The 13,444-nt window shown below is 48.0% G+C and carries 12 protein-coding genes; 1 reads left to right on the forward strand and 11 read right to left on the reverse strand.

What is annotated here, in order from left to right; genetic code table 11:
• Positions 1–23 precede the first annotated feature (23 nt).
• The gene (locus BUB66_RS05175) at positions 24–1,415 is read right to left on the reverse strand and encodes a tryptophanase (RefSeq protein ID WP_073255705.1); all 1,392 of its coding nucleotides are present in this window, start codon (positions 1,413–1,415) and stop codon (positions 24–26) included.
• A gap of 285 nt (positions 1,416–1,700) precedes the next feature.
• Complete coding sequence (glcT, locus tag BUB66_RS05180; RefSeq protein ID WP_073255708.1) at positions 1,701–2,552, reverse strand: glucose PTS transporter transcription antiterminator GlcT; 852 nt, start codon at positions 2,550–2,552, stop codon at positions 1,701–1,703.
• Between the two features lie 178 nt (positions 2,553–2,730).
• Here glcT and BUB66_RS05185 point away from each other — a divergent pair, with 178 nt between their 5' ends.
• The gene (locus tag BUB66_RS05185) at positions 2,731–3,669 is read left to right on the forward strand and encodes a DMT family transporter (RefSeq protein ID WP_073255711.1); all 939 of its coding nucleotides are present in this window, start codon (positions 2,731–2,733) and stop codon (positions 3,667–3,669) included.
• Positions 3,670–3,701: 32 nt separating this feature from the next.
• On the opposite strand, the gene nagA is transcribed toward BUB66_RS05185, so the two are convergent.
• The 9 genes from nagA to hemC form a co-directional block, all read right to left on the reverse strand.
• Entirely contained in the window at positions 3,702–4,865 is a 1,164-nt protein-coding gene (gene nagA / locus BUB66_RS05190) for an N-acetylglucosamine-6-phosphate deacetylase (protein WP_073255714.1), read from the reverse strand.
• Between the two features lie 9 nt (positions 4,866–4,874).
• Positions 4,875–5,642, reverse strand: a complete 768-nt coding sequence (gene nagB, locus BUB66_RS05195; protein ID WP_073255717.1) for a glucosamine-6-phosphate deaminase — start codon at positions 5,640–5,642, stop codon at positions 4,875–4,877.
• Between the two features lie 13 nt (positions 5,643–5,655).
• Positions 5,656–6,363, reverse strand: coding sequence for a GntR family transcriptional regulator (locus BUB66_RS05200; protein ID WP_073255721.1), 708 nt, complete (start codon positions 6,361–6,363; stop codon positions 5,656–5,658).
• 76 nt (positions 6,364–6,439) lie between these two features.
• Positions 6,440–8,182, reverse strand: a complete 1,743-nt coding sequence (locus tag BUB66_RS05205; RefSeq protein WP_244269755.1) for a flavin monoamine oxidase family protein — start codon at positions 8,180–8,182, stop codon at positions 6,440–6,442.
• Between the two features lie 73 nt (positions 8,183–8,255).
• On the reverse strand, positions 8,256–9,503 hold the full coding sequence (gene hemL, locus BUB66_RS05210; RefSeq protein WP_073255974.1) for a glutamate-1-semialdehyde 2,1-aminomutase: 1,248 nt from the start codon (positions 9,501–9,503) through the stop codon (positions 8,256–8,258).
• 35 nt (positions 9,504–9,538) lie between these two features.
• Positions 9,539–10,135, reverse strand: a complete 597-nt coding sequence (locus BUB66_RS05215; protein ID WP_073255724.1) for a precorrin-2 dehydrogenase/sirohydrochlorin ferrochelatase family protein — start codon at positions 10,133–10,135, stop codon at positions 9,539–9,541.
• Positions 10,114–11,091 (reverse strand): porphobilinogen synthase, encoded by a 978-nt coding sequence (gene hemB, locus BUB66_RS05220; RefSeq protein WP_073255727.1) that lies wholly within the window; start codon positions 11,089–11,091, stop codon positions 10,114–10,116. Before hemB ends, BUB66_RS05215 begins: the two co-directional genes overlap by 22 nt.
• The gene (cobA, locus tag BUB66_RS05225) at positions 11,079–12,602 is read right to left on the reverse strand and encodes a uroporphyrinogen-III C-methyltransferase (protein ID WP_244269756.1); all 1,524 of its coding nucleotides are present in this window, start codon (positions 12,600–12,602) and stop codon (positions 11,079–11,081) included. Before cobA ends, hemB begins: the two co-directional genes overlap by 13 nt.
• Entirely contained in the window at positions 12,568–13,440 is an 873-nt protein-coding gene (hemC, locus tag BUB66_RS05230) for a hydroxymethylbilane synthase (RefSeq protein ID WP_244269757.1), read from the reverse strand. The genes cobA and hemC overlap by 35 nt, the downstream gene beginning before the upstream one ends.
• Positions 13,441–13,444: the final 4 nt, after the last annotated feature.

Consider the following 13,444-nt stretch of genomic DNA (forward strand, 5'->3'; position numbering starts at 1 on the left):
ACCTCACCCCTAAAATTTTTATTTTATTCAACCGGCTCTAACCTTGCGAGGAAGTGCCTGAGCACCGGCGGTTCGTAGACCAACCTTAGGCCCTTTAAAGACTCCCGCCTCGCGTAGACCCTTTTTACTGCTTCTGCAATTACATCCATGTGGCTGTTGGTGTAAACCCTCCTCGGTATGGTAAGCCTTACGAAATCCATCGCCGGGAGTATTTCCTCTTTCGTTATCGGGTCTCTGCCCGCAAGTAAGGTTCCCACTTCTACCGCCCTTATACCCGCTTCAATGTAAAGTTCCACACATATCACCTGGGATGGGTACTGGGTCTGGGGGATGTGCGGCAGGAACTTTTTGCCGTCTATGAATACTGCGTGTCCACCCGTGGGATATTGAATAGGTATGCCTGCCTCCCTGAGTTTGTCGCCGAGGTATTTGACCTGGTTAACCCGCCAGTATAGATAATTTTCGTCGAGAACCTCTTCCAAACCGCGAGCCATGGCTTCCATGTCTCTTCCTGCAAGGCCGCCGTAAGTTACAAAACCTTCCATGGGAACTACCATCTGCTGTACTTTCTTGTAAAGTTCTTCGTCGTCTTTAATCGCTATCATGCCTCCGATATTCACGAGAGCATCCTTCTTCGCCGACATGGTGAAGCCTTCAGCGTAGGAGAACATCTCTCTTACGATCTCTTTTATCGTCTTATTTTCATATCCTTTTTCTCTTTCCTTTATAAAATATGCGTTTTCTGCAAACCTCGCAGCATCGATGAAAAACCTTATGCCGTATTTATCCGCTAACTTTTTGACTTCCTTGATATTCTCCATTGATACCGGCTGGCCGCCTGCGCTGTTGCACGTTACCGTTGCAAGGATGAAAGCTACATTTTCGGGCCCGACTTCTTTAATGAAGGCTTCCATTCTTTCTATGTCAAAATTTCCTTTAAAGGGGTGATAATTTTCGGTATCTTCAGCTTCTTTTATCACAAAATTTTTGGCAATGCCTCCTGCCAATTCGATATGCGCCTTTGTCGTATCAAAGTGCATGTTGCCCAAAACGTACTGCCCTTTTTTGATGAGGAGGGGGAACAGGACCTTTTCAGCACCCCTGCCCTGATGGGTGGGGACGGTGTAGTTATACCCGAATACATCCTTTACCACTTCGCACAGGTGGATGTAATTCCTGCTTCCCGCATAGGCCTCATCGCCCAGCATCATTCCGGCCCACTGGTAATCGCTCATTGCTGATGTGCCGCTGTCGGTCAAAAGGTCGATGTATACATCTTCCGATTTCAACATGAAGGGGTTATATCCCGCTTCTTTTATCTTTTCAACTCTCTCCTCCCTCGTCAGTATCTTTAAAGGTTCCACCATCTTTATCCTATAAGGTTCCGCCATCCTTGTTAGGTCGTCCAGCACCATTTTTAAGCCTCCTTTTGGTTTATAAATTTTTTACGTTCAATTCAACTTTCCTTGCAATCTTCATGCCACAGTCTCAAATTTGGCTTTTTGCGATTTTGCATAGGCATAATAATTTGCAAAAAATTTAATTTGTTTCAATATGGTACAACTTTGATATATTGTCTTATATTGATACATTTTAGGCAAAAAATAAAGATTGAAATTGTCCAATATTGATACAAGTTAATTTCGAATTTTAAATTATTGAAGTTACTTTCTGCTTATTCAAAATTTATTATATGTGCATCACAATTGTTCTCCGGCTAATGATAAATTAATCCTTTGAATGTGCACTGCAAGATACCCCAACTCATCGTCAGGAACTTTTTTGCCCATGCGTTCGTAAATAAAATTACCTAGTCTTTTAGCTATTGCGTAGCTTCCTCGAAACTCCCTTTTTATATTGGCAAGAAGCGGGTTCTTTATGGGAATGTCCTTATCTATCCTTTCCAATGTAAATCTCAGGTGCACCAGTAGTCTAGCATAATTTATGCCGTCCCTCTCGATTTTTCTCCCCAGTTCTTCTTCAATTATCTCTATCATTTTGTTTATCATCGAAGCGTACTTCACGGTCTTTGAGACTTCCCTGTTCGACTTAGCGGAGTGTATGTGCATCGCTATAAAGCCCTTTTCTCCATCGGGAATTTCTACTCCGAACCTTTCCTCTATGAGCCTTGCCGCTCTGCAGGCAAGTTCGTAGTCCTCAGGATACAGCACCTTTATCTCGTCTAAAAAAGGGTTTTTTATCTCCAAACCAACGGCGAGGCGCTCCAGAGTAAAATTTATATGGTCGGCTAAGGCCACGTGGATGTGTTCGTTCAGGGGAGTCTTAAATTCCTTGCACGCCATAGCTATGATCTCTTCTGCAACACCTATCACGCGCTTATCTATTCTGTTTATCACAGTTTCATAATGCCTAAATTGGTCTTTGTCGAAAAAATAAAAAACTTTTTCTATCTTCGCATCGTCAACACTGATACCCGGTCGAGCGTTAAATCCTATACCTCTCCCGACCAGCACTACTTCCTCTTTTGTTTTTTCGTCCGAAGCAAGTACTACATTGTTGTTGAAGGATTTTATGACGGTGTAAGTTGCCAAAGCTGACTCCCCCACCTATATTATACTGAAATTTTAGGCTATATAGTTTATTATAGCAACATTTCAGTTTCTAAATCTATGCTTAGTTAAAATTTTGCCATAAAATCTTATTACTTTTTAATCCATTTTTCTTTGCCATAACCAAAACATTTATGTTAATATATAGCAAGGTGATGTTATGAAAGCAGAAAGAATAAAAGCTTACCTTGCGGGAGTGGGCTATTCCACAATTTTCGGTTTTTCCTTTCTCTTTACAAAAAATGCTCTCGATAAAGTCGATCCCCTAAGGTTTATAGGTTTCAGGTTTGCCGTGGCGGCTTTGGCGGTTACGACATTAGCATCGCTTGGCATCGTGCCTGTCTCGTTTAAAGGGAAAAGCTTCAAGCCGCTCCTTTTCGTCTCGCTTTTGGAACCGGTATGCTATTTTATATTTGAAACCCTTGGAGTGAAGCACACCACGGCCTCTCAGGCGGGCTTAATGATTGCCCTAATACCTATATTTGTTGCGGTACTAGGAGCCTTAATATTAAACGAAAAGCTTAGTGTACCCCAGATATTTTTCACAGTACTCTCCGTTGCAGGCGTTATGGTCATTGCCTCTTCGCAAGGAGCATCAGATGTAGCTGGGAGCAAGATAGGGCTTGTTTTACTGCTAGGCGCCGTCATATCCGCAGCATTTTTTAATATTTTCAGCAGAAAATTTTCATCGAATTACTCTCCCTTTGAGATTACTTTTGCCATGATGTGGGTCGGGGCGATCTTCTTCAATGGAGCCGCATTTATTCTTTTTATGAGGTCTGGTAAAGTCGCCGATTATTTTTCACCGTTTTTCGACCCCCAGGTGATCTTCGCCCTTTTGTACCTTGGACTTTTATCGTCGGTTGTAGCTTTTTTCCTCGTAAATTTCACGCTTTCAAGACTTCCTGCCTCCCGTTCGGCTGTCTTTTCTAATCTCACCACGGTCATCTCGGTCCTGGCGGGGGTAGTCTTCCGCCGCGAACCCTTCACCCTGACCCATGCGGCAGGGGCATTAATGATTCTTCTCGGCGTCTGGGGCACGAACCGCTTTTCACCTGAAGGAGAAAAAAGTCCCCGGAATTCGGGGGCCGCATGTTAAACAAATCGGGCGGGTACTTTTAAGTTCCGCCTTCAACTTCGAAAATCAAAAACTTCTCCTCCCACTATGACAGTTTTTATCTCCAGGTTGTCGTCGAATATCACCATGTCGGCGTCTTTCCCCACCTCTATGCTGCCCTTTCTGCCTGCAAGCCCGCAGGCTCTGGCAGGATTCAAACTCGCCATCCGGAGCGCATCTTTTAAAGGCAACCCTAGTTCCTTTACCAAGTACCTTACAGCCCTGTCGAGGGTGAGGGTAGAGCCGGCGATAGTGCCGTCGGCCAAAGCGGCCCTGCCGTCTTTCACAAAAACCCGCTGACCGCCCAAGGTATATTCGCCATCGGAAAGCCCGGCCGCCATCATGGCGTCCGACACCAGCACAATCTTTTCCCTGCCTTTGGCGCGGATTATAAGGTCTACGGCGGCCTTGCTGAGGTGAATCCCATCGCATATTATCTCGCAGTATACCCTGTCGTCGGTCAGGCACGCCCCAACCGCACCCGGCTCCCGGTGTTCAAACCCCCTCATACCGTTGAAGGTATGAGTAGCAAGGGTTATACCGAGATTTATACCCCTTTTTGCCTCTTCGTACGTGGCATCGGTATGCCCCATGGCAACGGTAATCCCCTTTTCTTTCAAAAACTTAATCGCGTTTTCTGCCCCCTCCACTTCAGGGGCAAGGGATACCACCTTCACGGTACCGCAGGAAGCCTCTATCAATTCTTTCAACTCTTTTACGTCCGGTTTTCTTATATGTTCGGAGGGTTGGGCCCCCTTTTTTTTCGGTGAAAAATAGGGCCCCTCCAGATATATCCCGAGCATCCTCGCTTTTTTTCCGCCGCTTTGTTTTCTCATGTAAGTGGCCGCCACAGAAAGGGCCTTTTTCATTTCGTCGAAAGAAGCAGTCATTACGGTGGCCAAAAACCCAGTGACACCGTGGGTCAAATGGAACTTTGCCATGGTCTCGTAAGCCTCGAATGAGGCGTCCATGAAGTCTTTGCCGCAGTTCCCGTGGTTGTGGATGTCGATAAAGCCCGGCCCTAAGTAATGCCCTTTTGCGTCCAGAACGACGTCGGCCTTTTCTTCAGGCAAATCCTTCTTGATATCGACGATTATGCCATTTTTTACCATGACCGTATGCCCTTCCAACAATTCATAAGGGGTTATTACCCTCGCATTTTTCACGACCAGATTCATTATGTTCACCTACCTTCCGACAGTGCCCGGTGCGCCGCCCTTTTTCCCGCAGTAGACTTTTGCGGCCTCTTCATCCATTATGATGGTGACGTCCCGGTGCAGTAGCAAAAACGAGGCCGGTACTTTCGTCGAAACGGCGTCCTCATCCAAAAGCTCCGCCATTATTTTTGCCTTTTCCCTTCCGCTTGCAAGGAGAATTATCTTCTTTGCCTTCATTATGGTCCCGAGTCCCACGGTTATGGCCTTCTTCGGGACTTCGTCTATGCTTTCAAAAAACCGGGCGTTGGCCTTAATAGTGTCGGGCGCGAGATTGGTGACATGGGTGGCCGTCAAAAGCTCATCCCCCGGCTCGTTGAACCCGATGTGGCCGTTGACGCCTATTCCCAAGAGCTGAAGGTCTATACCCCCGGCCTTTTCTATAGCTTCGTCGTAGCGACGGCATTCTTCATCTATGTCCTCTGCAACACCGTTCGGTATGTGTATGTTCTCCGGCTTTACGTTGACGTGGTTGAAGAAATTGGAGTACATGTAGTAATGATAGCTGCGTTCGTCATCGGGAGAAAGGCCCAGGTATTCGTCGAGGTTGAAGGTTATTACCCGGGAAAAGTCAACCTCGCCGTTTTTGTACATCTTCACAAGTTCCCGGTACGTTCCCACCGGCGTTGCGCCCGTCGCAAGGCCGAGCACGAGATTCGGCTTTTTCTTTATTTCCTCCGCTATTATTTGCGCGGCCTTTTTGCTCATTTCTTCGTAATCTTTTGCTATAATCAATTTCATCCTCAAATCCCCCCTACCTGTTGATATTTACCGTTATTTTGAACTGGTCCGAACGGTAGTACGAGATTTCGTAAAAAACCGGCTTTGCTTGAAAGTTCAGGCTCTCCACCTTTAAAAGAGGCTCTGTCCCCCGCAGCATTAGCAGCTCTTTTAGTTCCGGCGTTGAAAAAATAGCAGAAAAACTGGTCTTCGATTTCCTGATCTCAATGCCGTAGCGTTCGCTCAACGTCGAAAAGAGCGAACCGGAAAGGTCGACGGACTCGATTCCGGGCACTAAAAGCACAGGGATGAACACCGTTTCCACCGCCACCGGTACGCCGCTCGCTTTCCTCAGCCGGGTTATCTTATATATTTCTTCTTTCGGCTCGATCTCGAGCAAATCCCCCAGTTCCCCCGCAGGGATTCTTTTGAATTCCAACACTTTAGTTTCAGGTATCATGCCTCTTGCTTTGACCATTTCGGTAAAGCTCATTATGCCTTCCTGCTCTATCGGGGGAATTGCGACGAAGCTCCCCCTCCCCCTTTCCCTCACTATGACTCCCTCGTGCTCAAGTTCCTTTAAAGCCTGCCTCACCGTCATTCTGCTGAGCCCGAAGCGCTCGCAGTATTCCCTCTCCGAAGGCAGCGGGTCCCCGGGCTTCATCCTCAGGTTTTTTATATCGTCCATTATTATTCTCTTTAGCCTGAAATAGGCTGGAATGGGCCCTTTTTTTACCGACATTAAAATCCCTCCACTTTTAATATATCATTATTTGGTATATAAGTCTAGATGTATATACATTGTAAATTAAAAAAATTTAAATTTTATAAGCGGCTTTTGCTATATCGAGGGCAGCCTGCATTGCAGTTTTAAAAGCACCGTTCGCCCAGGAATGGGTACCGGAAACATGTTCCCCCGCGAAGTAAACCCGGCCTTTGTATTCCGGGATGGACACGGCATAGGAGAATATCCTCTTTTGCTCAGGGAGGTAATACGAAAAAGCCCCGAGGTGCGCCGGTTCGTCGTCCCAATTAACCCTCACAAACTCGATGGCTACGTTATCAAGATAGCCTAAAGGAAGACCATGGACCTCTTCCACCTGCCTTTTGACGGTGTCGAAAGCCATGTCTTCCGGCAAATTGCCCAGTCTTACCGCATCCTGCGTGAAGTTATACGAGGCAAGCAGCACCCCCGGCTCCTCGGGAGAAACGCCGGGGCGAAAATCCCACTTGGTGTATTCTCCGGCTTTTACCAACCGTGCATGATCGGATGGATACCAAATCTGGGATATCAAAAGGTCCGTGTAGCTTCCGCCGCCTATTATCCGCTCCTCGGGTCCACCCTTTTCCCAGAACCGGAATCTACAAAAGAGGAGGCTTTTTTGAGCCTGGGCGTAGCCCAATTCCCGTATTGCCTGCATTTTTCTCGTGGAAAAAAGCGGGTCTATTTTGGCCTTTCTCAAGGTGGAAAACGGAAGGGCGCACACAACGAAGTCGAAATCTTCCTGCAGGTGGTCCCCGGTGTCCCCAATTTTATACCTTACTGTGACCCTGCCGTCGGGCCTCTGGCCGAATATCCCGTCCACGTAAGCACCGCGCTTTATGGAGACCTTTCCCAGAAGGTTCTTGGGGATACCCTTATATTCAAAAGGGCTTTCGTCCATAAGGGACCTGTAAAAAGCCCTGGGAAGCCTTACCGCACCTCCCACTATTTCGTAAAGGAAAACGAAATCGTAAGGGTACGTTTCCTGAAGGATTTCCATGTAGTTGTAATAGAGGAAGGAACCTACGAAGGGCGAAAGACTCCCTAAAAGGCTTATGGCGTCCTCGCTCAGGCCCGCCTCATGGAGAATGCCCCTTACACTGTAGCGGTCAAGGCAGAGTATCTCGGGGCTATATGCTTCTCTTATCGTAACAATCTCTGGTCTTATCCTTTCTGGCATCTTCAAAAGAGGCTTTTCGAGGGCGCAAAACAGAAGTTCTGCAGGTAGAGTGCTCCTTTCATTCAGAGATAGGTTAAATCTCGGATATATCCTTTTCACAACGTTTCTGCCTTTCGGGTCGTTTCTCACTCTCTCGCCCTTTATATACAATAAGGCATTTTGGTTGTTCTGGACGAAGGGCCGGGTATTGAGTCCGAATAGATTAATATAATGCCAGGTGGTCTCGTGGGAAACAGGAAACCTCATGGCCCCGAGTTCGCCGTAATACCTTTCTTCTTCGTCAAAATAATAGGTGTAAAAGCGTCCGCCGATTCTTTTCAATGCCTCGAAAACCGTGATGTCAAAACCTAACTTTCTGAGCTCAAAGGCTGCGGCAAGTCCCGCTTGTCCTCCTCCGATTATACCGACTCTCATCCCTTTAAAGCAGCCGGGCGGTGCAATGGTGGTAACATCGGGCGGAGGTGAAAGGGCCTTTATTACTTCATCTATATCCTCGGGGCGGCCCCCTTCTTTTAACGAATGCCACAAGAGAGCATGTCTTTCTTCATCTCTTGGATTATCGGGCATGTACGGAGGTATTTTTCCTTTTTCAGAATGCCAGTCTCTGTCATAGAACACGGTCCGCCCTCCTTTCAAAACTACAATTTACCTAATGAAAATCTATGAAAGAAAGGCGGATTTATTGCAAGTCCTATAATTTTCCCAGGATTCCTGCGGCGCTCTCCGCGGCCTCCAAAGTCCTTTCTACGTCCTCTTCGGTGTGGGCGGCGCTCAAAAAAACGGCCTCAAACTGGGAGGGCGGCAGGTACACCCCCTTTTTTAGCATTTCCCTGAAAAAGGCGGCGTACATCGTGGTGTCTGCCTTTAACGCCGAATCGTAATCCTTGACCTCTTCGCCGGTAAAAAACATCGTCAGCATGCTCCCTGCCCTGTTTATAAAGACGGGTATTTTTGCCCTTTCCATAATGTCCTTCAGCCCCCGGCAAAGTTTTTCAGAGAGCCTTTCCATTTTATCGTAAATCCCGGGATTTTCTGAAAGCACCTTTAAAGTGGCGTATCCGGCTGCGGTGGCGAGGGGATTCCCTGAAAGGGTCCCCGCCTGGTACACCGGCCCTTCGGGGGAAACCAGCCTCATTATCTCCTCCCTGCCGCCGTAAGCACCCACCGGCAGCCCACCACCTATGATTTTCCCGAGGGTCGTGAGGTCCGGCTCTATGCCGTAATAACCCTGTGCACCAGAAAAAGACAGCCTGTACCCCGTTATCACCTCATCGAATATCAATAAGGCCCCGTACTTTTTTGTAATTTCCCTTAAAGTTTCTAAAAAGCCTTCCTTTGGCGGCACTACTCCCATATTGCCCGCCACCGGCTCCACTATAACAGCCGCTATTTCATCGCCTTTTTTGGCAAAAATTTCGGCTACTTTCTCCTCGTCGTTGTAAGGCGCTACAATGGTAAGGCCCGCAATTTCTTCAGGCACCCCAGCCGAATCGGGAACGCCAAAAGTTACAAGCCCAGACCCTCCCTTTATCAGGAGGCCGTCGGAGTGGCCGTGATAGCAGCCCGCAAATTTTACGATGTATTTCCTCTTAGTGTAGCCCCTTGCCAACCGGATAGCGCTCATGGTTGCCTCTGTGCCGGAATTCACAAGGCGCACTACCTCTACCGAGGGAATGCTTCTTACAATCTCTTCTGCAAGGAGCACTTCCATTTGGGTGCACGCACCGAAGCTCGTGCCTTTCTCCACCTGATTCTTTATGGCCTCGACCACTTCGGGATGAGAATGGCCCAGTATCAGGGGCCCCCAGGAGAGAACATAGTCTATGTATTCGTTGCCGTCCTCGTCCCATATCCTGCTGCCGTAACCTCTTTTTATAAAAACCGGCTCCATTCCCACGACCCGGAAAGCCCTGACTGGGCTGTTTACTCCTCCGGGCATTACGGCCCGTGCTCTCTCGAAAAGACTTCTCGACTTCAATTTTCGATATCCCCCTTTTTTTTCAGAATTCCGCTTTTATCAATTATCTCATCGTAAAAATTCACCTTTTCCTCCATGGAAAGCCCCGATTTTTTTACAAAGGTCCTTTCCTTTTCAAGCTTTGACAAAAGCTCTTCCACACCGGAAGGTATATTACTTTTAATCCATTCCTTCAGCCGTCTTGCGAGTCTCGGGCTTTTCCCTCCTGTAGAAACGGAGATGGTTAGGTGACCTTTTCGAAAATACGACGGGACTAAAAATGTGGAAAGCTCGGGGCTGTCTGCCACATTCACCGGAATGCCCCTCTTTACAGCCTCCATGGCCGCCAGCCTGTTGGTAATCGGGTCGTCCGAAGCGACAAAGACCAAAAAGGCTCCGTCGAGGTCTTCAGGGGAAAAACTTTTTTCTATTAATTTTATCTTCCCTTCTTGTGCAAGCCTTACTATGTCCGAACAGGCTCTCTTTGAAACCACCGCGACTTGAGCCTCACACTCGAGCAGCGACTTTACCTTTCTTGTGGCCACACCACCGGCACCTACGACAACACACCTCTTCTCCTTCAGGTTCATCATCAAAGGAAAGTAAAGAGCCATCTTGCCACATCCTTGGCAAAATAGGTTATTATAATGTCGGCTCCTGCCCTTTTTATGCAAGTAAGTAACTCAAGAACGGCCCTCTCTTCGTCTATGGCCTCAGCCGCAGACGCCGCCTTAATCATGGCGTATTCGCCGCTTACGCTGTAGGCCGCAACCGGCACCGGAAATGTCTTTTTCACCCGCCTTATGATATCGAGGTACCCTAAGGCCGGCTTTACCATCACAATGTCAGCCCCTTCTTCAATATCCAGCTCTACTTCCCTTATAGCCTCGTCTGAATTGGCGGGGTCCATCTGGTAAGTCTTTCTGTCCCCGAATCTCGGCGCGGAATCGGCCGCCTCCCTGAAAGGCCCGTAAAACGCCGAGGCGTACTTGGCGCTATAGGCCATTATGGAAACATTGGTATATCCACTTTCGTCCAAAGCGGTCCTTATAGCCAGCACCCGCCCATCCATCATGTCTGAAGGTGCCACCACGTCGGCCCCGGCCCTGGCATGGGAAAGGGCCACTTTCGATAGAACCTCCAAAGTGGAGTCGTTGTCCACCGCACCACCCTTTATCAGGCCGCAGTGGCCGTGGTCGGTGTAAGCGCATAGGCACACATCGGTGATAACGACAAGCGAAGGCTCTGCCTCCTTAATTGCGGCAATGGCTTTTTGCACGGCTCCATCGTTCGAGAATGCCTCGCTCGCCATGGAATCCTTTTTTTCTGGCACGCCGAAAAGCAATACCGCGGGTATGCCCAGGCTCTTTAACTCTTTCGCCACTGGAGCAAGCATATCGGCAGAGTAACGAAAAACCCCGGGCATTAACTTCACTTCCTGAATTACACCCTTGCCAGGCACCACGAATATAGGATAGACTAAGTCCTTTACCGAAAGCTCGGTTTCTCTTACCATATCCCTGATACCTTCCGACATCCTGAGCCTTCTCGGTCTTTTCAAAATCCGCACCTTTTTTCCCTCCCCATCCATAGCTCCAGCAAGGCTTTTTCTATGCCTTCCAATGTATTTTCCTCCGGCATCAAATCCACTTTCAATCCTCTCTTTTCTATGGCTTTGGCCGTAGTGGGTCCTATTGAAACTATCATCGCTTTCCCCTTAAGAAAAGAGAGGTCTTCTATCAATTGTTCAAGGTACATAAAGGTCGAAGGGCTTGTAAAAACCGCCGCGTCAAATCCCATTTCGGCCTCTCTTAAAATCCTCCATTTTTCACTGGTATTGGGAAGATTTCTGTACGCGGCAATTTTTTCGGCTTCGTAACCTAACTCCTCAAGCCCTTTTATTAGCTCTTTTCCGCCGATGTCGGAGGTAATCACAAGGGCTTTTCCACCTCTTTTCGCCGGTGGAATTGCTTTTAAAAGGTCCCCGGATGTATATTTTTCAGGCAGGATTTCTGGAAAAAGCAGGTTTTCCTTCAATATTTCTGCGGTTTTTTTCCCCACCGCGGCCAAAGTCGCCCTCGCCAGGTTTCTTACATCAAACCCTGTTTTTCTCATGGCAGATACTACGGACTTTACCGCATTGGGACTTGAAAAGATAACGAGGTCTTTTTCCACCATTTTATCAAGGGCCTTTTTAGATTCCTCGAAATCAAACACTATTTTAATGGTGGGGGAGCTGATGACCTGGGCCCCCAACTCTTTTAAAAGCGGAAAGTCGTCGCCACTACCCGTAGCCAGAATCCTTTTGCCGAAAAGCGGCTTTTTCTCGAACCAGTTGAGATATTCCCTCAAACTCACGGTTTCACCGACTACGAGCACCGCCGGGTTTTCTATCCCCGCATTCCGGGCTTTTTCTTCTATTTTTTCAAGGTCCGCTACCACCGTTTTTTGCTTTCTGGTAGTTCCCCACATCGTCGCAGCAGAAGGGGTCTTGGGGTCCTTTCCGTTCTCCATGAGGTTTTTTACAATGTAGCCCATGTTTTGCACCCCCATCAGGAAAATCAGGGTGCCTTCGAGCTTTGAGATGCATTTCCAGTCGAACTTATCCGCCACATGTTCGCTTCCCGCAAAGACATGAAAAGAGGAGCAAAACCCCCGGCAGGTTGCGGGAATCCCGGCGTAGGCCGGAACTGCAACGGCTGATGTAATGCCAGGGACGATTTCCACAGGGATTTTCCTTTCCGCAAGATAGAGCGCCTCTTCGCTGCCCCTTCCAAAGACGAAGGGGTCGCCTCCTTTTAGCCTGACCACGAGGCGGTTTTCTCTAGCTTTTTCGAAAAGAAGTTTATTAATTTCATCCTGCGGCACAGGGGTTTCACCCGGCGATTTCCCCACATCTATGAGCTCGGCATCTTCTCTTGCGAATTTCAGAATCTCTGGGTTTACCAGCCGGTCGTAGAGGACCACGTCGGCTTTTTTGAGCAATTCGGCCCCTCTTAAGGTGAAGAGGCCCGCATCGCCAGGGCCAGCTCCCACTAGATAAACCTTACCCGCCATCTTCATCACCCAGCAACTTTGCAAGATTTTCCCCCACTTCTCTCGGATTTCCGATATCGCCGAAAGTCGTAGATTTTTTTACCATTCCGTTTTTCTCCACCATGCCGGTGAGAACTATCTTACCGCCTTCAATCCTGGCGTAGGCTCCTATCGGAAAATTGCAGCTTCCGCCGAGGGCTTTCATGAATTCCCGCTCCGCGCAAATCGAAATTTCGGTGGGTTTGTGATTTATCTTTTTTAACAGCTTTTCGAATTCGCTTTCCTTTCTTGTTTCCACGGCAAGAGCTCCCTGCCCTGCGGCCGGCACCATTTCGCAGACGGAGAAATACTCCGCGATAAGACTTTCCATTTTCAAACGCTTAAGGCCTGCCGCGGCAAGGACTATGCCGTCCAAACCAAGTTCGTCCATCCTTCTCAGCCTTGTGGCAATATTTCCTCGAAGCGGGATTACCTCAAGGTCGGGCCTGAGCGCTTTAAGCTGAACCTGCCGCCTCAAACTGGAAGTGCCTATTTTTGAATGAGCACCGAGTTCTTTCAATGTCTTTTTGTTTTTCGAAATCAAAACGTCCCTGGGATCTTCTCTTTCCGAAACTGCCGCTATGGCAAGGCCTTCCGGTATTTCATAAGGCATATCTTTCATGCTGTGGACTGCAAAGTCGATTTCTCCTCTAAGCAGAGCCTCTTCTATTTCCTTTACGAAAAGGCCTTTCCCACCAATTTCCTTGAGGTCGGCTTTCTCCATCCTATCCCCTTTTGTCTTTATTTTAACGACTTGGAATTTCCAGTCGGGAAAATGTTCTAAAAGTTTTCCGATTATGATTTCCGTCTGAATCAGGGCAAGCTCACTTTGCCTTGTGCCCACCCGC

This window comes from Caldanaerovirga acetigignens, assembly GCF_900142995.1.
Classification (GTDB): Bacteria; Bacillota; Thermosediminibacteria; order Thermosediminibacterales; family Thermosediminibacteraceae; genus Fervidicola; species Fervidicola acetigignens.